This is a genomic window from Burkholderia cepacia GG4, from assembly GCF_000292915.1.
In the GTDB taxonomy this organism is placed as follows: domain Bacteria; phylum Pseudomonadota; class Gammaproteobacteria; order Burkholderiales; family Burkholderiaceae; genus Burkholderia; species Burkholderia cepacia_D.
In genome coordinates this window covers 1,158,524-1,177,220 of sequence record NC_018514.1, presented here as the reverse complement: position 1 = coordinate 1,177,220, position 18,697 = coordinate 1,158,524, and the positions used below count along the sequence as shown (strand labels likewise).

The 18,697-nt window shown below is 68.2% G+C and carries 16 protein-coding genes; 7 read left to right on the top strand and 9 right to left on the bottom strand.

Annotated features, from left to right (window positions below):
* Window position 1 precedes the first annotated feature (1 nt).
* The 3 genes from GEM_RS21020 to GEM_RS21010 all read left to right on the top strand — a co-directional run bounded on the left by GEM_RS21020 (window position 2) and on the right by GEM_RS21010 (window position 4,973).
* Complete coding sequence (locus tag GEM_RS21020; RefSeq protein ID WP_014899403.1) at window positions 2–880, top strand: MipA/OmpV family protein; 879 nt, start codon at window positions 2–4, stop codon at window positions 878–880.
* 101 nt (window positions 881–981) lie between these two features.
* Window positions 982–2,676: a VRR-NUC domain-containing protein gene (locus GEM_RS21015; protein WP_014899402.1), complete on the top strand. Its 1,695-nt coding sequence runs from the start codon at window positions 982–984 to the stop codon at window positions 2,674–2,676.
* On the top strand, window positions 2,673–4,973 hold the full coding sequence (locus GEM_RS21010) for an ATP-dependent DNA helicase (protein WP_014899401.1): 2,301 nt from the start codon (window positions 2,673–2,675) through the stop codon (window positions 4,971–4,973). The genes GEM_RS21015 and GEM_RS21010 overlap by 4 nt, the downstream gene beginning before the upstream one ends.
* Window positions 4,974–5,027: 54 nt before the next feature.
* Here GEM_RS21010 and GEM_RS21005 read toward each other — a convergent pair whose 3' ends face one another.
* Window positions 5,028–5,798, bottom strand: a complete 771-nt coding sequence (locus GEM_RS21005) for an IclR family transcriptional regulator domain-containing protein (protein WP_014899400.1) — start codon at window positions 5,796–5,798, stop codon at window positions 5,028–5,030.
* Window positions 5,799–5,965: 167 nt separating this feature from the next.
* Between GEM_RS21005 and GEM_RS21000 the strand changes: the two genes are divergently transcribed.
* Together GEM_RS21000 and GEM_RS20995 are read left to right on the top strand one after the other, a co-directional pair.
* Window positions 5,966–6,199 carry an AbrB/MazE/SpoVT family DNA-binding domain-containing protein gene (locus tag GEM_RS21000; RefSeq protein WP_014899399.1) on the top strand — a complete coding sequence of 78 codons (234 nt, stop codon included), beginning with the start codon at window positions 5,966–5,968 and terminating at the stop codon, window positions 6,197–6,199.
* Complete coding sequence (locus GEM_RS20995) at window positions 6,186–6,599, top strand: PIN domain-containing protein (RefSeq protein WP_014899398.1); 414 nt, start codon at window positions 6,186–6,188, stop codon at window positions 6,597–6,599. The genes GEM_RS21000 and GEM_RS20995 overlap by 14 nt, the downstream gene beginning before the upstream one ends.
* A gap of 254 nt (window positions 6,600–6,853) precedes the next feature.
* Here GEM_RS20995 and GEM_RS20990 read toward each other — a convergent pair whose 3' ends face one another.
* Complete coding sequence (locus GEM_RS20990; protein ID WP_014899396.1) at window positions 6,854–8,155, bottom strand: UDP-N-acetylglucosamine 1-carboxyvinyltransferase; 1,302 nt, start codon at window positions 8,153–8,155, stop codon at window positions 6,854–6,856.
* Between the two features lie 213 nt (window positions 8,156–8,368).
* Window positions 8,369–9,676, bottom strand: a complete 1,308-nt coding sequence (shiA, locus tag GEM_RS20985) for a shikimate transporter (protein ID WP_014899395.1) — start codon at window positions 9,674–9,676, stop codon at window positions 8,369–8,371.
* A 357-nt stretch (window positions 9,677–10,033) separates the two neighbouring features.
* Between shiA and GEM_RS20980 the strand changes: the two genes are divergently transcribed.
* Complete coding sequence (locus GEM_RS20980; protein WP_014899394.1) at window positions 10,034–11,161, top strand: 4-hydroxyphenylpyruvate dioxygenase family protein; 1,128 nt, start codon at window positions 10,034–10,036, stop codon at window positions 11,159–11,161.
* A gap of 41 nt (window positions 11,162–11,202) precedes the next feature.
* On the opposite strand, the gene GEM_RS20975 is transcribed toward GEM_RS20980, so the two are convergent.
* The 5 genes from GEM_RS20975 to GEM_RS20955 form a co-directional block, all read right to left on the bottom strand.
* Complete coding sequence (locus GEM_RS20975) at window positions 11,203–12,438, bottom strand: NADH:flavin oxidoreductase (protein ID WP_014899393.1); 1,236 nt, start codon at window positions 12,436–12,438, stop codon at window positions 11,203–11,205.
* A gap of 104 nt (window positions 12,439–12,542) precedes the next feature.
* Entirely contained in the window at window positions 12,543–13,877 is a 1,335-nt protein-coding gene (locus GEM_RS20970) for a type II toxin-antitoxin system HipA family toxin (protein ID WP_014899392.1), read from the bottom strand.
* Between the two features lie 2 nt (window positions 13,878–13,879).
* Window positions 13,880–14,287, bottom strand: a complete 408-nt coding sequence (locus GEM_RS20965; protein WP_014899391.1) for a helix-turn-helix transcriptional regulator — start codon at window positions 14,285–14,287, stop codon at window positions 13,880–13,882.
* 175 nt (window positions 14,288–14,462) lie between these two features.
* Complete coding sequence (ribBA, locus tag GEM_RS20960; RefSeq protein ID WP_014899390.1) at window positions 14,463–15,587, bottom strand: bifunctional 3,4-dihydroxy-2-butanone-4-phosphate synthase/GTP cyclohydrolase II; 1,125 nt, start codon at window positions 15,585–15,587, stop codon at window positions 14,463–14,465.
* Window positions 15,584–16,522 (bottom strand): alpha/beta hydrolase, encoded by a 939-nt coding sequence (locus GEM_RS20955; protein ID WP_014899389.1) that lies wholly within the window; start codon window positions 16,520–16,522, stop codon window positions 15,584–15,586. The genes ribBA and GEM_RS20955 overlap by 4 nt, the downstream gene beginning before the upstream one ends.
* 280 nt (window positions 16,523–16,802) lie before the next feature.
* Here GEM_RS20955 and GEM_RS20950 point away from each other — a divergent pair, with 280 nt between their 5' ends.
* Window positions 16,803–17,993 (top strand): helix-turn-helix transcriptional regulator, encoded by a 1,191-nt coding sequence (locus GEM_RS20950; RefSeq protein WP_014899388.1) that lies wholly within the window; start codon window positions 16,803–16,805, stop codon window positions 17,991–17,993.
* Between the two features lie 277 nt (window positions 17,994–18,270).
* On the opposite strand, the gene GEM_RS20945 is transcribed toward GEM_RS20950, so the two are convergent.
* Window positions 18,271–18,642, bottom strand: a complete 372-nt coding sequence (locus tag GEM_RS20945; RefSeq protein ID WP_014899387.1) for a hypothetical protein — start codon at window positions 18,640–18,642, stop codon at window positions 18,271–18,273.
* Between the last annotated feature and the right edge of the window lie 55 nt (window positions 18,643–18,697).

Here is an 18,697-nt window from a genome sequence, read left to right as displayed (position 1 = left end):
GATGACCGTTGCTCGCCCGTTGCTGTCACCCGGCACACGCCGGTTCGTATCCGGCCTGTCGGCCTTCGCCGCGTTGGCGGCGGCCGGCGCACGCGACGCGTCGGCCCAGACGCCTTCGCCGCTCGGCGAATGGCAATACTCGGCGGGTGTGCCACTGCAGAAGCTGTTCAATCCGACCGTCCCCACGTGGCAGGTCAGCGTCGGCGCCGCGATGACGCTGCAGCCGCGCTATGCGGGCTCGGATCGCTATCGCGTGATGGGTGGCCCGAATTTCGACCTGCGCTATCGCGACCTGTTCTTCTTGTCGACGGGCGAGGGGCTCGGCGCGAACGTGCTGCGCGGGCCGAACTGGCGTGTGAGCATGTCGGTCGGCTATGACCTCGGGCGCCGCTCGGCCGACGATCTCGGCCACCTGAACGGCGTCGACAACATCAACGCCGCGCCGGTGATGAAGCTCGCGGCCGATTACGTGATCTCGAAGGATTTCCCGCTCGTGCTGCGCGCGGATGTCCGGCGCAGCATCGGCGGCTCGAACGGCTGGGTCGGCGACTTCTCCGCCTACATGCCGCTGCCGGGCAGCAACGAGAACTTCTTCTGGTTCGCCGGCCCGACGGTATCGTTCGCCGATTCGCGCTACATGAACAGCTGGTTCGGCGTGAACCCGGGTGCGTCCGCGCGTTCCGGGTTGCCGACCTATTCGTCGGGCGCGGGGATGAAGTCGTTCGGCGCCGGCGTGACGATGGTCTGGTTCGTCAACAAGCACTGGTTCGTGACGATGGACGGTGCGATCGAACAGCTCGTCGGCCGCGCGGCGCGCAGCCCGATCACGCAGCAGACGACGAACGGCGTGTTCGACATGTCGGTGAATTATCAGTTCTGATCGGGGCCGGTGCGGCCTACCGGCCGGCGCTGCCGCGTGCGGCATTTCTCGGCACATTTGATATGATTCGAACCTGTACAAACGTACAGTGATCGATTCTCGTGACGCCTGCATCGCCGACGCCCCCGGCGTTTTACTACCTGACCAATTTCGAACGTGCGCTAGCCTGGCTCGGCGAGCGTTACGACGACCTGCTCGACGAGCGCGAACACGCATTTTTGCGGGATTTCGCGCGGCTGCCGCAGGCGGCGCGCGCGTTGCTCGTGCGGATGCTGATGCGCAACGGGTGCGATTTCCGCGCGAGCAAGCTCGTGTACGACGAAATCGGCGGCACGCTCGACGCGGCCGCGCCGCTCGTCGAACTCGGCTGGGTCGATCAGGCGCCCGCGCTCACGCTCGACGAGCTGTTCGCGCTGTCGACCAAGGCCGACCTGCTGACTATGTTCCCGTCGCTCGCCGCGCACGCCGGCGAGCGCAAGCCCGAATGGCTCGAACGGTTGCGGCCCGCACACGACGTTGCGCAAGCGCTCGACGCATGGGGCGAGCAGGCCGGCGATCGCGTGCTGCGCGTGACGGTTGGCGCGCTATGCGACCGGCTGCGGCTGATGTTCTTCGGCAATCTCCATCAGGACTGGAGCGAATTCGTGCTCGCCGATCTCGGCGTGTTCCAGTACGAAAGCGTGCCGTTCGCGCCGTCGTCGCGCGCGTTCCAGCAGCGCGCCGACGTCGATGCGTATCTTGCGCTGCAGACCTGCCGCGAAGCGCTGGACGCATGGCCGGACGACCTGCCGTTCGACGAACTGCTGCGCGCGATCGACGCGGTGGGCTGCGCGCAGCCGTGGCTCGCGACGCGCCGCGCGAAGCTGCTGTTCACGCTCGGGCAGACCTGCGAGCGCCGCGCCGACTGGGCCGCCGCGCTCGACGCGTATGCGCGCAGCGCGTGGCCGGGCAGCCGTCATCGGCGTATTCGCGTGCTCGAGCGCGGTGGACGCGACGACGACGCGCTCGCGCTGGCACTCGATGCGCGCGGCGGCTTCGAAAGCGACGAGGAGCGTCAGCGCGTCGAGCGGATGCTGCCGCGCTTGCAGCGCCGTCTCGGGCAGCGAGTCGAACGTGCCACCGCCGCGCCAGGCGTGCCGCGCGAAACGCTCGTGCTCGTGCGGCCCGCAGCGTTCGTCAGCGTCGAATTCGCCGTGCGCGACCATCTTGCGCAGCCCGGCGCGCCGGTTCATTACGTCGAGAACACGCTGATCAATTCGCTGTTCGGACTGCTGTGCTGGGAGCCCGTGTTCGCGGCCGTGCCCGGCGCGTTCTTTCACCCGTTCCAGCGCGGCCCGGCCGACCTGCACGCGCCCGATTTCGCGCTACGCCGCACGGATGCGTTCGCTGCCTGTTTCGCGCAACTCGACTCGGGCGCGTATCGCGACACGATCCGCCGCCACTACGCGACGAAGGCGGGGCTGCAGTCGCCGTTCGTGTTCTGGGGCGTGCTGACCGACGAACTGCTCGACGAGGCGCTGGCATGCCTGCCGGCCGAGCATCTGCGGCTGTGGTTCACGCGCCTGCTCGCGGATATTCGCAGCAACCGCTCGGGGCTGCCCGATCTCGTCCGGTTCTGGCCCGGCGAGCGTCGCTACGAGCTGATCGAGGTGAAGGGCCCCGGCGACCGGCTGCAGGACAACCAGACGCGCTGGCTCGCGTATTGCGTCGCGCACGGCATTCCGGTGCGCGTGGTCGATGTCGAATGGGCAGGCGCGAACGTCGAGCAGGCCGAAGCGGCGGGGCTGTCCGCATGAGCTATGTCGTCGCGGTGCGGGCGATGTGCGAGTTCACCGCGCGACGCGGCGATCTCGACCTGCGTTTCACGCCCGCGCCGACCGCGCTCGAAGGCATCGCGGGCCACGGCGCCGTTACCTCGAATCGCGGCGCGCGCTACGAGACCGAGATCGCGCTGACCGGCACGTGGGGCACGCTCACCGTGCGCGGGCGCGCCGACGGCTACGATCCGGTCGCGAACCGGCTCGAGGAAATCAAGACCTATCGCGGCAGCCTCGACGCGATGCCGGCCAATCACCGCGCGCTGCACTGGGCGCAGGCGAAGATCTATGCACATCTGATGTGCGACGCGCGCGCCCTCACGGAAATCGACGTCGCGCTCGTGTACTTCGACATCGTGTCCGAGCGCGAGACCGTGCTGACGGAAACGCTGGGCGCGAGCGCGCTCGCCGCATTCTTCGCCGAACAGTGCGCATGCTTCGTCGGCTGGGCCGAGCGCGAGACCGCACATCGCACGGCCCGCGACGCCGCGCTGCGTGCGCTGACGTTTCCGCACGGGCAGTTCCGCAGCGGGCAGCGCGAGCTGGCGGTTTCCGTGTATCGGGCGGCGCGCGACGAGCGCTGCCTGATGGCGCAGGCGCCGACCGGCATCGGCAAGACGCTCGGCACGGTCTTCCCGCTGCTGAAGGCGTGCGGCGAGGGCGAGCTCGATCATGTGTTCTTCCTGACCGCGAAGACGCCCGGACGCGCGCTCGCGCTCGAAGCGGCCACCACGCTCGGCGCCGGCACGCCGGCGCTGCCGCTGCGCGTGCTGGAGCTCGTCGCGCGCGACAAGGCGTGCGAGCATCCGGACAGCGCGTGTCACGGCGAATCGTGCCCGCTCGCGCAAGGCTTCTACGACCGGCTGCCGGCCGCGCGCGACGCGGCGATCGGCGCCGGGCTGCTCGATCGGGAGACCGTCCGTACGGCCGCGCTCGCGCACGACGTCTGCCCGTACTACCTCGCACAGGAACTCGCGCGCTGGTCCGACATGGTGATCGGCGACTACAACTACTACTACGACGGCAGCGCGATGCTGCACACGCTCGCGCAGCAGAATCAGTGGCGCGTCGGCGTGCTCGTCGACGAGGCGCACAACCTGCTCGATCGCGCGCGCAAGATGTACAGCGCATCGCTCGACCCGTTCGCATTCGCCGCCGCGCGCGAGGCCGCGCCGGCGGCGTTGCGCAAGGCGTTCGACCGGCTCGCGCGCGCGTGGGGCACGGTCAATCGAGCGCAGGCCGAGCGCTACGCGGCCTACCCGGAGATTCCGGGCCCGATCGTGTCGGCCGTGCAGAACCTGGTCGCGGCGATCGGCGAACACCTGACCGATGCACCGCGCGCGAACGGCGACGCGCTGCTGCGCTTTCATTTCGAGGCGATCCAGTTCGGCGTGCTCGCCGACGCATTCGACAGCGCGTCGATCTTCGATGCGACGCTGCACGGCGAGCCGCTGCCGCGCCAGTCGGGGCTCGACGGCGTCGCGCCGGCCGGCCGCCGGCGCCGTATCCAGTCGACGCTGTGCGTGCGCAACGTGATTCCAGCCGGCTTTCTCGCGCCGCGCTACGAAGCCGCGCGCGCGACCGTGCTGTTTTCCGGCACGCTGAGCCCGTTCCATTTCTATCGCGACACGCTGGGGCTGCCAGGCGATACGGGCTGGCTCGACGTCGACGGGCCGTTCCGTGCCGAGCAGCTGACCGTGCGCGTCGCGAGCCACGTATCGACGCGCTGGCGCGACCGCGATCGCTCGCTCGAACCGATCGCGGACCTGATCGCCGCGCAGTACGCGACGCGACCCGGCAACTACCTCGGTTTTCTCAGCAGCTTCGATTATCTCGGACGCGTCGTCGCGCTGATGCAGACGCGCCATCCGGACGTGCCGGTGTGGGCACAGGCCCCCGGCATGGCCGAAAGCGAGCGCGATGCCTTTCTCGCACGCTTCGACGCGGGCGGGCGCGGTGTCGGCTTCGCGGTGCTGGGTGGTGCGTTCTCGGAGGGCGTGGACCTGGTCGGCGAGCGGCTGATCGGCGCGTTCATCGCGACGCTCGGGCTGCCGCAGGTCAACGACGTCAACGAGCAGATGCGGCGCGCGATGGACGTGCGCTTCGGCAACGGGTACGACTACATGTATCTGTATCCGGGCTTGCAGAAGGTCGTGCAGGCGGCCGGGCGGGTGATTCGCACCGAACACGACGAGGGCGTCGTGCATCTGATCGACGATCGTTACCGGCGGCGGGAAGTGCGCGATCTGCTGCCGAGGTGGTGGCGGATCGGGTGATGGCGACGTGCCGGACGGGCTGCCGGCGAGGGCATGACGCGTGTGTGCGCAGCGCTACAGCACGTTGAGCATCGCGAGCGCGGTTTCCTGCAGATGCGGCAGCACGCGGCGCACGGCCGCGTCCGTCGTCTCCGTGCCGATCGGCATGTTCGTGCTCAACGCGGCGACGACTTCGCCATGACGGTTCTTCAGCGGCACCGCGATGCCGCGCACGCCGACCTGCAGTTGCTGTTCGATCACCGCGAAACCGGCGTCGCGCGCGTGGTCGACCTGTTCGAGCAGGCGCGGCTTGTTGGTGATCGTGTGCGGCGTGAATGGCGCGAGCTCGGTATCGTCGAGCCACGCGCGGACGGCCTCGCGGTCCGGGTGATGCGCGAGCAGCACGACACCGGGCGACGTCAGCGGCGCCGGCACGCGTGCGCCCAGCACGAAGCCCGTCGTCATCACGCGCGACACGCCGTTGCGTGCGATGAACACGAGTTCCCAGCCGTCGAGCACGCTGACGTAGGCCGATTCGTTCAGCGACGCGCTCAGTTGCTGCAGATAGGGCTGGACCGTGCGCGGCAGGCGCGCGGAATCGAAGTACGACCAGCCGACCCGCAACACGCGCGGCGTGAGGCCGTACAGCTTGCCGTCGGTGTACACGTAGCCGAGCGATTCGAGCGTCAGCAGGTAGCGCCGTGCGGCCGTGCGCGTGAGGCCGGTGCGGGCGGCGGCCTGGGTGGGCGTCATCCGCGCGTGCTGGCTGTCGAACGCCTCGAGGATCATCAGGCCTTTTTCGAGGCCGGCAATCCAGTCGCGTCGGTCGAGGTCGGGCTTTTTCATCGTCGGTGGCGCAGCAGTGGGTGCGCGGTATTCGCGCGGGAATGGGCGATTATCGCGCGATTCGGCAGGCAACACGACGTGCCGAGGTCGTGAGCTAGCCGTTGGGCCAGCTTTGCGGGATAGCACCGAAGATAAACACTAAGTGATGTATATCCATGGAGGTTCATATGCAGGTTGCAAAGTGGGGCAATAGCTTGGCGGTCCGCCTTCCAGCCAGCGTGGTCGATGCACTGGAGCTCCGAGAAGGGGACGATATCGAAATTGTGGTCGACGCCCCTCGCGTTTTCGCGGTAAGTCGCAAGCCGCGCCCCGACGAGTTGCTGCAGCGGCTGAGGCGTTTCAGGGGCAAGCTGCCCGCCGATTTCAAGTTCAGCCGAGACGACGCAAATGAGCGTGATTGAGTCGGCGAAATCGTTCGTCGACAGCAATGTCGTGCTTTATCTGCTGTCCGAGGACGAAACCAAGGCCAACCGTTCGGAGGCGCTGTTCCTTCAGCGGCCGACCATTAGCGTCCAGGTACTGAACGAAGTTGCCAGCGTTTGCAGCCGCAAATTGCGGATGCCGTGGAGCGACGTGGGGCAGTTTTTGGAGCCGATCCGGCGTTTGTGCGAAGTCGTGCCGATCACGGTCGACACACATGATCTGGCGCGAAGGTTGGCGGAGCGGCACGGCTTGTCCTTCTACGATGCCTGCATCGTGGCAACTGCTTCGATCGAGGGTTGCGAATACTTGTACACCGAGGCCATGCACGACGGCTTGCGCGTGGAGGGCGGTCCAGTGTTGCGAAATCCATTTATCTGAGCGCCGATGAGGCGGGACACGCTGCTGAGCAATCGCGCAAGCGTGCCGGCGGTGTGTAAGCGCCTCGACCACATGGGCGTGGACAATGTCGACGGCGTGGAAGGGGAATGAAGGCGAGGGCAGAGGCCGATACGAGCCGGACCGCGGCCGATGGCTGAAGACGGACCGGCGCGCGTCGCCGCCGCCGATCGAACGTGAAAAGCGGGAGAGTCGGATGCGGCGCGAACGTTACGCGCGCCGCATCCGGAAGACCGTTACTCGCCGGTCGTCCACTCGACGTTCGCGCCGACCGAACGCAGGTTTTCGACGAAATGCGGATGCGCGCGGCGGATCGGCAGCGCGTTCATGATTTCCGAGCGGCCTTCGATGCTCGCGGCCACCATCAGCAGCGCGATCGCGACGCGGATGATGTACGGGCTTTCGACGCGTGCCGGTGTCAGTTGCAGCCCGCCGAACGTGATCAACCGGTGCGGATCGGACAGCAGCACGTGCGCGCCGAATTTCGACAGCTCGCCGGACCAGCCGAGCGCGCCGTCGTAGACCTTGTTCCAGAACATCGCGCTGCCTTCCGCGCGCACGCCGAGCGCGATGAAGATCGGCAGCAGGTCGACCGGCAGGTACGGCCACGGTGCGGCTTCGACCTTGGTCAGGATGTTCTGCGTGAACGGCCGGCGCACGCGCAGCGGGCCATCGCGTTCCGCGCGGGACCAGCCGTCGCGGTGCGTGACGGTCACGCCGAACTTCGCGAACGTGCGGTCGATCAGCGGGAAATGCTCCGGCGACGAATTGCGCACCGTGATGTCGCCGCCCGTGATCGCGCCCAGCGCAAGGAACGTCGCGATTTCATGGAAATCCTCGGCGAAGCGGAATTCGCCGCCGCCGAGGCGCGCGCCGCCGGTCACGCAGAGGCGCGACGTGCCGATGCCCTCGATCGCGACGCCGATCATCGCGAGGAACTGGCAGAACTCCTGCACGTGCGGCTCGGATGCCGCGTTCATCAGCGTGGACGTGCCGCTCGCTACCGTCGCGCACAGCGCGAAGTTCTCGGTGGTCGTCACCGACGCGTAGTCGAGCCAGTGATCGTTGGCCGTCAGCGGGCCATCGGCACGGACGATCAGCGAATCCGGCGTGCGCTGGATGTGCGCGCCGAAGCGCTCGAACACTTCGACGTGCGGATCGATTTCGCGCACGCCCAGCGTGCAGCCCTTCACGTCGTTCTCGAGGCGCGCGACACCGAAGCGTGCGAGCAGCGGCGGAATCAGCATGATCGACGAGCGCATCGCTTCGGGCAGCCGGTGGACGGCAGGATCGAATTTCGTGTTGCGATGGTGGAGTTCGAGAATGCCCGTTGCGAAGTCGACCGACACGTCGCTGCCGAGCGTGCGGAAGATGTCGAGGATCTTGCGCACGTCGGTGATGTCCGGCACGCCGACGAGGCGCAGCGGCTGATCGGTCAACAGGGTGGCGCACAGGATCGGCAGGACGGCGTTCTTGTTCGCGGACGGCTTGATGTCCCCGCGCAGCGGGGTGCCGCCGTGGACGATGAGATTCGACATGATATGGGGGCGTATCGGTGACTGACGTAGGCCCATATGATGCCATTGGTCGGCGGGCGGCGTGGAATGTTCAGAGGGGAAAAAGGGCTTCTGCGCTCGGGATTGACGGTGTTTGACGTTGAGCGGGGGCGGGGCCGGTCCGGCTGACCGAGGAGGGCAGCCGTTGCGAAAATGGCCGGCCGCGGCGTGCGCGCCGGCCTCGCGCTCATCGCGTCATTGCGCTGCCCGCATCCGCGCGGCGACGACCAGCGAGATCAGGCAGCCGACCGCGAGATAACCGGCGACGAGGTGCCACGAGCCGCCGGCCATGCTGACCAGCGCCACCGCGATGAACGGCGTGAACCCGCCGCCGACGACGCTCGCGAACTGGTAGCCGACGCCCGCGCCGCTATAGCGGTATTCGGCGCCGAACAGCTCGGTGAAGAGTGGCTGCTGGACGCTCACGACCATGTCGTGCGCGGCATTCGCGAGCAGGATCGAGAAGACCACGATCCACACGATCGACCGCGACTCGAGCGCGATGAAGAACGGCACTGCGGACACGAGGCCGATCAGCGCGCCGATCAGGTAGATGCGGCGCAGGCCGAAGCGGTCCGCCAGCCACGCGAAGCACGGGATCGTCACGCAGCTCACCGCGCCGACCAGCAGGCCGATGTTCAGGAACACGTCGCGCGACAGGCCGAGGTTCGACGTCGAATAGCTGAGCGCGAACGCGGTGACGATATACATCGTGAACAGCTCGGCGAGCCGCAGCGCAACGATCAGCAGGAACGCCTTCGGATGGCGCGTCAGTGCTTCCAGCACCGGCAGGCGCAGCTTGCGGTTGCCATGCTCGACCTTCTCGACGAATTCCTGCGACTCGTCCATGCTCTTGCGGACCCACAGCCCGATCAGCACCAGCACGATGCTGAACACGAACGGCAGGCGCCAGCCCCACGACTTGAACGCGGCCTCGCCGAGCGTATGGCTCAGGATCGACACGATCCCCGTGGCCAGCACGAGCCCGACGCCGTAGCCGACCTGCACGCCGCTGCTGTAGAACGCCTTCTTCTGTTTAGGTGCGCTCTCGACGGCCATCAGCGCCGCGCCGCCCCATTCGCCGCCGACCGCGAAGCCCTGGATCGCCCGCATCAGCACCAGCAGCACGGGCGCCCACCAGCCGATCGTCGCGAAGCCCGGCAGCAGGCCGATCGCGACGGTCGACAGCCCCATCAGCATCACGGTCAGCACCAGCATCCGCTTGCGGCCGAGCCGGTCGCCGTAATGGCCGAACACGATGCCGCCGAGCGGCCGGAACAGGAAGCCGACGCCGAAGGTCGCGAAGGCCGCGAGCGTGCCCATCGTCGGGCTGATTTTGGGGAAGAACTCGGAATTGAATACGAGCGCGGCGACGATCCCGTACAGCAGGAAGTCGTACCAGTCGACGACGGCGCCGACGAAGCTGCCGACCGCGGCCTTGCGGGCCTGGCTGCGCGCACGGGCGCCGGCGGCGGCGTCGAGGGTGTCGAAGGTTGGGGTCATGGCGAAGTCTCCTGGCACGGCGCATCGTGGAATCGTGGCGGCGCCGCGTCCGATGCTGCATTGAAGTCGATGGGTGAACGGAGAATAGGGCGCGCGCCGCACGACGGCAATTGGCCGATCGGTCAAAGTGCGCGATTATCGTTCGAATGTGTGCGATTATCGAACGCTTCCCGGGTTTGCACTAGGCGATGCACGAATATCCCGTTCGGCCAGGGTGTGCCGCCGTGAACGATTTGGTTAAAATCTGGACCATCAAAACCTCGCCCGATCCGGGTGGATGTCCGGCCGTCGCATCGGCCGGGCGTGCCGCACGCGCCGGGCGCCATCCCCATCGACCGCATGCCCCCGGAGACTGGAATGCCCGGCAATTCCCACCCCCTGTCCAGCGATACGCCGCCCGTCGCCGATCCGGCCGACAATCCGCTCGGGATGGCCGGCCTCGAATTCGTGGAGTTCGCGGCACCGGTGCCGGACGCGCTGGCGCAACGCTTCGAGCAGCTCGGGTTCAAGGCGATCGCCCGCCACGTCAGCAAGAACGTCACGCTGTACCGGCAAGGGCAGATGCAGTTCCTGATCAACGCCGAGCCCGAATCGTTCGCTGCACGCTATGCGGAGGAATACGGGATGGGCGTCTGCGCGATCGGCCTGCGCGTGGCCAGCGCGCGGCGCGCGTTCGAACGTGCGATCGAGCTCGGCGCGTGGGCATTCGAGGGTGAGCGGATCGGCGTCGGCGAGTTGAAGATCCCCGCGATCCAGGGCATCGGCGATTCGCACCTGTATTTCGTCGACCGTTGGCGCGGGCGGGGCGGCCAGCGCGGCGGCGTCGGCGACATCTCGATCTTCGACATCGATTTCCGGCCGATCGACATCGCGACCGCGCATGCCGACCTCGATTGCGTGGGCACGGGCCTGCAGCAGGTGGATCACTTCACGCAGACGGTCGGCGCGGGGCGCATGCGCGAGTGGCTCGACTTCTACCACGACCTGCTGCACTTCCGCGAAATCCACGAGATCGACGCGCACTGGCATGTGTCGGAAGAATCGCGCGTGATGGTGTCGCCGTGCGGCGCGGTGCGGATTCCGGTCTACGAGGAAGGCACGCGACGCACCGAGCTGATGCACGCATATCTGCCGGACCATCCGGGCGAAGGCGTGCAGCACGTCGCGCTCGCGACCGACGACATCCTGGCGAGCGTCGATGCGCTGCGCGCGAACGGCGTTGAATTCATCGAGCCACCCGCACGCTATTACGACGAGGTCGACGCGCGGCTGCCGGGGCACGGCGTCGATCTCGACGCGCTGCGCCGCCGCGCGGTGCTGGTCGACGGCGAGATCGGCAGCGACGGCGTGCCGCGCCTGTTCTTCCAGACTTTCGTCAAGCGCCGGCCCGGCGAGATCTTCTTCGAGATCGTGCAGCGCCAGGGGCACCACGGGTTCGGTGAAGGGAATCTCGCGGCGCTCGCCCGCGCCCGCGACGCCGGCTGAGCGACAGCCGCAGCGACTGCGTCGCGCTCAGGCGCCGCCCGTCACATGCCCACGGCCGGCATGCGGTTCGGCGCCGGGTCGTTCGGCTCCTTGAGCACGCAAGCGGTGCCGCCCGGGGTGTACATCGACACGACGCAGCGGTTGCACGACGTGCAGCCCGACTGCGCGAGCCGGCCGTCGCGCAGCCCGTTCACGAAGCCCGGCTCGAACACGAGCGCGCGAGCGAGCGCCACCGCGTCGAACCCTTCGCGCATCGCCAGGGCGACGTTCTCGCGCGAACGCACGCCGCCGAGATAGGCGAGCGGCATCCGGACGGCCGCACGCACTTTCTTCGAATGCTCGAGGAAATACATCTCGCGAAACGCGCCCATCTTCGGCTCGGTGAGCTTCTGCAACGCCATCGCGGTGCGCACGATCGCGTTGTCGGCGTTCGCACGCGCATCGCCGGGCAGCGGGCTGCCGAACAGCTGCCACACCGATTCGACATTCATCCCGCCGCTCAGCACGAGCAGGTGCGCGCCCTCGGCTTCGAGCCGCCGCGCGATCTCGCACGCGTCGTCGGCGGTCCCGCCGCCGCGCACGCCTTCGGTCACGCCGATCTTGCAGATCACGGCGAGATCGCGGCCGACCGCGTCGAGCACGCGGCGCAGCACCTCGACGGGGAACGCCGCGCGGCGCGCCGCATCGCCGCCGTACGCGTCGCGGCGGCGGTTGTACAGCGGCGACAGGAACTGGCTCAGCAGATAGCCGTGCCCCATGTGGATCTCGACCGCGTCGAAGCCCGCGTCGTGCGCATGGCGTGCCGCACGTGCGAATTCGTCGGCGATGACGGTCATCTGGTCGCGCGTCATCGCCTGCTTCAGAAAGCGGCCGCTCATCACGCCGACCTTGTTGAAACCGCCCGATGCGCTCAACGGCCGTTTCGTCGACAGCGACGGCAGGAACGTGAAGCAGCCGCCGTGCGTGATCTGCGCGGACGCCGCCGCGCCGTGGCGATGGACCGCGTCGGTGAGCGCACGAAATTGCCGGACCGTCGGTGCATCGAGCTGCGCCTGGTCGACGAAGGTGCGGCCATCGTCGCTGACCGCGCAGTACGCGACGGTCGTCAGCGCGGCGCCGCCTGCGGCGATGCGCTCATGAAACCCGACGAGCGCACGCGACGGCACGCCGTTCGGCGTCATCCCTTCGTTGGTTGCGGACTTGATCAGGCGGTTGCGCAGCGTCAGCGGGCCGATCTGCAGCGGGCTGAACGCGGTATCGAGGGCGGCGGGTTCCATGTCGGGCAGGCGTCGGAAATGGGTACGGCGACCATTGTGCGGAGTCGGCGCGGGGCCGCATCGTCCGCGTGGATGACCCGCTCCGATGGCCGCGAGCCCGTCGCCTATTCGGCCGCGCCCAGCTTGCGGGCCTGGCGGCGCATCCCGTCGAAGATCGCATCGGCCACGTCCGCCGGGAAATCCGCCGGAATGCGCGACGCGACGTCGGTGATCACCGGTTCGGTGCGTGCCGCCACGGCGGCCATCGCCGCGCGCACGTTGTCTTCGGTCAGGCCGACGCGGCTGCCCTGCGCGATCCAGTGACGCGGCTGGATGTCGCCGATCACGTAATGGCGATTCTTCCCGCACACGGCCATCGCGAGCCGTGCGCGCCGCGGCGGCAGCTGGTTGCGTCGCGTACCGATGATCGGATGCGCGGACAGCACGTCGTACAGCGGCGTGCTGCGATACGTGTTGCCCGGCAGGTGCGCGATGCTGAAATTCTTCGCGTGGCCGTCGATGGCCGCGAGCACCCAGAACACGAGCTGCGTGACGAAGAAGTTCATCCGGTCCTGCACGGCGTCGGCGGAATTCGCGAGGATGGCCATGATCGTCGCGATGCCGGGGCCGCCGTCGGATTCGTATTTCGCGCCCGACGGCGTGCCGGTCGCCTGGCACATGTCCTCCTGCGGCAGCCGCAGGAGCCACGTGCCGTCGCGGGAAGGCCGGCGGTCGAAGCGCTCGACGATCAGCGTCTTCTGGTCGTCGAACCGGCCGATGTCGCACGCCGCGACCGGCAGGCCGTACGCGGCGACGATCTGCGCGCACAGCCACTCATTCTCGACCGACGTCCGCATGTCGGCCTGCATGTTCCCGACGCGCCCCAGCGGCAGCTTGAAGATATGCGTGGTCGGCGTGCTGCCCGACGGCAGCAGCCAGCGGTTGCCGCGGCGCAGCAGCGCGGTCTTTTCCTGCGCGCCGGCGATCGACAGGCGCAACTCGCCGTCGGGCTCCGCATGGCCGGGCAGCGGCGCGGCGGTCGCGTGACGCAGCACGTCGGCCACCGCTGCATCGTCGAGCGCGGTGCCGTCGATGGCTTCCAGGTCGACCGGCGTTTCGTCGGGCGGCAGCAGCTGCAGCGCACCCACGCAATCGCGGCCGATCGACGCGAGCAGCTCGAATGGCGCCGTCGACCCGAGCCGGTAGCGCTGCGCGATGCGACGGCGGATCGGCTGGCTGTCGGGCAGCAGGTTGTCGAAGTAGTCGGCGACGATCGCGCCCTGGTGCGGCTGGTTGCCGGGCGTGAACGGCAGGGACAGCGACAGCGGACGCCCCTGCGGATCGTCGATCCACGCCGGCAGGTAGACGAGGCGTTCGACGCCGCGCCGGACTTCCCAGTATCCGACCGGGATGCCGTTCATCCACAGGTCGAGGCGGTCGTGGCGGGGGCGGCGGGCCATCGTCACCAGTCCTCCCGCTTGGTGCCCCGAGGCTTGCCGGGGTGGGGCGCGGCAGGCTGTTTCCGCGCGACGGCCGACGGGGCCTTCGCCGCGGGCGGCGAGCTGGCCGGCGTAGCGGGCGCGCGCCGGCGCGTGGCCGGCACGCGCCTGGTCGAAACAGGTGCGGCGACGTCTGGCAGCGAGGCGTCGTCCGGCGTGCCCGGCTCGAGCGTCAGGCGGACACCGAGCACGTTCAGCACCTTGAAGAGCCGGTCGATGCTGACCGCGGACGGATTGGCTTCGAGTTGCGCGTACGACTGCTGCGTGACGCCGAGACGTGCGGCGAGCTGAGCCTGCGTCAGCCCCGCCGACTTCCGGAAGCCGACGAGGATCGGGCGCAACTGGCTCAAGGTCTGGACAGGGAATGCCATGGGCTCTCCGCGAAATGACAGGCGATCGCTTGTAATCGAGAAATACAGTCTATAGTATGTATCGACAAAATACAAACCCAAGACTGTATTCTATAAAAACAAACGATAGCCTGTCAGGCGGAAACGCGCAGGCCGGCGCAAGGACGCGTGCGCCGCGCCGTCGGTCAGCCGGACCTCATGCGGCCCGCAGTGGGCTCGCCTGCGCGGCGCGCGCGCTTTCCGGGTCGTCGTCGCCGAGCGGGATGAACGCCATGATCTCCAGGTCGTGCCCCGACAGCGCCGGCAGCCGGAACGGGCTCGACAGCACGTTCAGCCGGCGCACGCCGAGCTCGCGCAGGATCTGCGACCCGATCCCCGTCACGCGGCCGTCGCGGCGCGCATGGCCGGCCGGCATCCGCATCGCGTCGCCGCGCATGTCGCAGTCGAGCAGCACCGCGACACCACAGCCGGCCGCATCGATCCGCTGCAGCGCCGCGTGCAGCGGCCACGAATGCGCGGATGGCTCCGCGTCGAGCAGGTCGAGCAGCGAATGGCATTCGTGCACGCGCGTCAGCACGGGCGTCGCCGGATCGGGCTCGCCGCGTACCAGCGCGAGATGCGGCGCGCCGTGCACGGTGTCGCGATACTCGATCGCGCGGAACCGGCCCCACGGCGTGTGCAGGGGCCGTTCGCCGACGCGTTCGACGAGCGATTCGTGCTCGCGGCGGTAATGGATCAGGTCCGCGATCGTGCCGATCTTCAGCCCGTGATGCGCGGCGAATGCCTTCAGCTCGGGCAGCCGCGCCATCGTGCCGTCGTCGTTCATCACCTCGCAGATCACCGACGCGGGCGTGAGCCCGGCGAGCGCCGCGAGATCGCAGCCGGCCTCGGTGTGCCCCGCGCGTACCAGCACGCCGCCCGGGCGCGCGGCGATCGGAAACACGTGGCCGGGCTGCACGAGATCGTCGGGGCGCGCGCCTGCACGGACCGCCGCACGGATGGTCCGAGCGCGATCGGCCGCCGAAATGCCGGTCGTCACGCCTTCGGCCGCCTCGATGCTGACGGTGAACGCGGTACCGAACGGCGTGCCGTTGTGATCGGCCATCGGCGGCAGGCGCAGATGCTCGCAGCGCTCGGCGGTCAGCGTCAGGCAGATCAGCCCGCGCCCGAAGCGCGCCATGAAGTTGATCGCTTCGGGCGTCACGTGATCGGCCGCGATCACGAGATCGCCTTCGTTTTCGCGATCCTCTTCGTCGACGAGCAGCACCATCCGTCCCGCGCGGAGTTCGTCGACGATTTCCAGCGTACTGGCGAGCGTCATCGCGCCTCCGCCGTGTCGAACGCGTGGCGCAGCGCATCGGCGCCGAAAGTCAGCACGCGGTCAGCCGCGTCGACCGCGCCGAGCATGCTCGCGAAGCCGTGCAGCTGGCCCGGCCAGCGCACGAGCGACACCGGCGTGCCAGCTTGCGCGAGACGCAGCGCAAACGCTTCGGCCTCGTCGCGCAGCGGGTCGAATTCCGCACTGACGATGGTGGCCGGCGCCACGCCCGACAGGTCCTGGACGGCGAGCGGGCTCGCGAGCGGCGATGCGCGATCGGCGCCGTCGTCGAAATACTGGCGCTTGAACCAGCGCATCGCGTCCGCCGTCAGGAAATAGCCGTCGCCGAGCGATTCGTACGACGGATGCTCGGTCGCGCAATCGACGACCGGATACAGCAGCAACTGGTGCGCGATCGCGATGCCCGAACCGCGCAACTGCAGCGCGGCGACCGCGGCCAGGTTGCCGCCCGCGCTGTCGCCGGCCACGGCGATCGCACCGGCACGCGCGCCGAGATCGCGCGCACTGGCCGCGGCCCAGCGCACGGCGTCGCATGCGTCGTGCGCGGCCGCCGGGAAGCGCGCTTCGGGCGCGAGCCGGTAATCGACTGACAGCACGAGCGTGCGCGCCCGCCTGGCGAGGCTGCGGCACAGGTTCGCGTGCGAGTCGATCCCGCACGCGACGAAGCCGCCGCCGTGAAAGAACACGGTCAGCGGCAACGGCCCGTCGGCGGCCGGTCGATACAGTCGTGCGGATAACTGACGACCCGCTGCGGGGATCTGCCAGTCTTCTTCGGCGGCGATCGCGTCGCCGGGCGCGAAGGCGCCGCCCGCGGCGACGATCGCCCGGTAGGCGGGAACGGTCAGCTGATCGAAATCGAGCGCGGGCGCTTGGGCGAGCGCGGCGAGCAGCGCCTGCGCCTGAGGGTCGAGTGGCATTGGAACTCCTGTCTGAATCGGATGCGGTCTGAATCAGGTAAACCCGTGTCGCGGTTTTCCCTGAGTCCGCGCCGGACGCTTGCCGGCACGGCCTGACGGGCATTCCAGCGCAGCGGGCAGGGCGCCACATCATCCGATTGGACGATGGTTCGCGCGCCCGGATGGCCAAAGCTCATCATTCAGTGAATGTCCCGATGACGCCGGAATTAAGACGCGTCTTAATCATGGCGGCGCGATGACTCGCACCGAACACAAGTTGCATGGAGGATGGAGCGTGCTGATGGAGACGAGATGGGCCCCGCAAGAGAGCCAGTCAACGAGCGAGGAGGCCGACATCGGCGTCGCTGATTTCAGCGAGCTGATGGCGCGCATCTACCAGGGACCGATGGAAACGCCGCCGTGGGCGGGCGCGCTCGAACTGGTTCGCCGGCTGCTGCAGGCCAACTATGTGACGCTGATCCTGCGCGCGGCCGCGAGCGACCGTCGCGCGCCGCTGTCCGTCCATGCGTCGGAATTCGGCCCGGTCGTGCCGGGCGACGGCGAGGCGTCGTACAACAACTACTACTATTCGCTCGACCCGTTCGTCGGCCTGCCGGCCGATCGGGTGGTCACGGTCGACGACGTGTTCGGCGATACGGGCTGGCTGTCGAGCGAACTGTACAAGCAGTTCCTGAAGCCGCAGGACGTGCGCTACATCCTGGGCGCGGACCTGCGCACGTCGTCGGGCGTCGAGTGCCGGTTCCGCGTGTGCCGCAACCATGCGTCGAAGCAGTTCTCCGCACGCGACAAGGCGATCTGCGCGCTGCTGCTGCCGCACCTGAAGCGTGCGGTCGAGCTGCATTCGCGGCTCGACACGGCCGAGGTCGAACGGTCGATCTACGCGAACGCGATCAACCGGATGCAGATCGGCACGATCACGCTCGACGAGAACGGTACCCTCATCGACATGAACAGCGTCGCCGACGAGATCCTGAAGCAGAACAACGGTCTGACGATTGCGCGCGGCACGATCGAGGCGACCGATGCGCAGGAGAACCGCACGCTCAAGCGGCTGATCCGCCACGCGGTGATGGGGCACCATGGCACGGCCGCGGCGATCGTCGAGGCGATGCCGATCACGCGCGGCTTCGACAAGCCGCGCCTCGGGCTGCTGGTGCGCACCGTGCTGCTGTCCGACTGGTCGGAGGACAACAAGCGCCGACCGGCCGTCACGTTGTTCCTGCGCGATCCCGACCGCAAGCCGCAGGGCGCACAGGAAATCATCCGCAAGCTGTTCGACCTGACGCCCGCCGAGACGTCGCTCGCGCTGCTGCTGACGAACGGGCTGACGCTCGAGGAGGCGGCGGAGGAGTCCGGGATCAGCAAGAACACGGCGCGCACGCACCTGCGGGCGATCTTCTCGAAGACGGGCGTGACGCGCCAGGCGACGCTCGTGCGAATCCTGCTCGGGAGCGTGGTGCCGCTGGGCTGATCGGGGGGGGGCCTATGTCCTTCGTCAAGCGTTAGGGGCTGACTTGGGTTGGTAAATGGTGCCGCCGCATCGATATCGAGCGCATTCGTCTGGCGATACATCGAATGCGGTCGACGTGTGCGTGACGGCGATCACGGCATCATGAACAAGAGGCTCGCGCGGTGCGAGCCTCTTTTGTTTCGTGCGCAGCCGATGGTGCGTATCGGCGATACGCGAATGCGCCGACGTGCGCCGACACCGGACGCTCGACATGATCGCGCGCCCATTGCCTGGCCATTTATTTGAGCAGCGCGAGCAGCTCGTCCAGCGATTGACGGCAGGCCGCGGCGTCGGGCTTGTCGGCGCGCAACGCGGCAAGCGCCCGGTCGATTGCCTTGTCGATCACATGCCAGTCAGCCGCCGAGCGCGGTTTCAGCGACGGCTCCGCGTCGTCCCATTTCGTCTCGAGATCCTTGATGCGGGTTTTCGCGCCGGCGAGATTGCCTGCGTCGACGAGCTTCCGGGTATCGGTCACGATGCTGCGGAACGCGGACAGGTCGCCCAGCTTCGCGACGGTTGCCGCGTACGCGGGCGAGATGAGCATCGTCGAGACGGGGCCTGCGGAGAGTGCCGCGACGACGGCGACGAGGATCAGTTTTCGAGCGTGCATTTCATTTCCTTTGGGTAGCGGGACGGAGGTGTGCAACGGGGCAAGGCAACGCGGC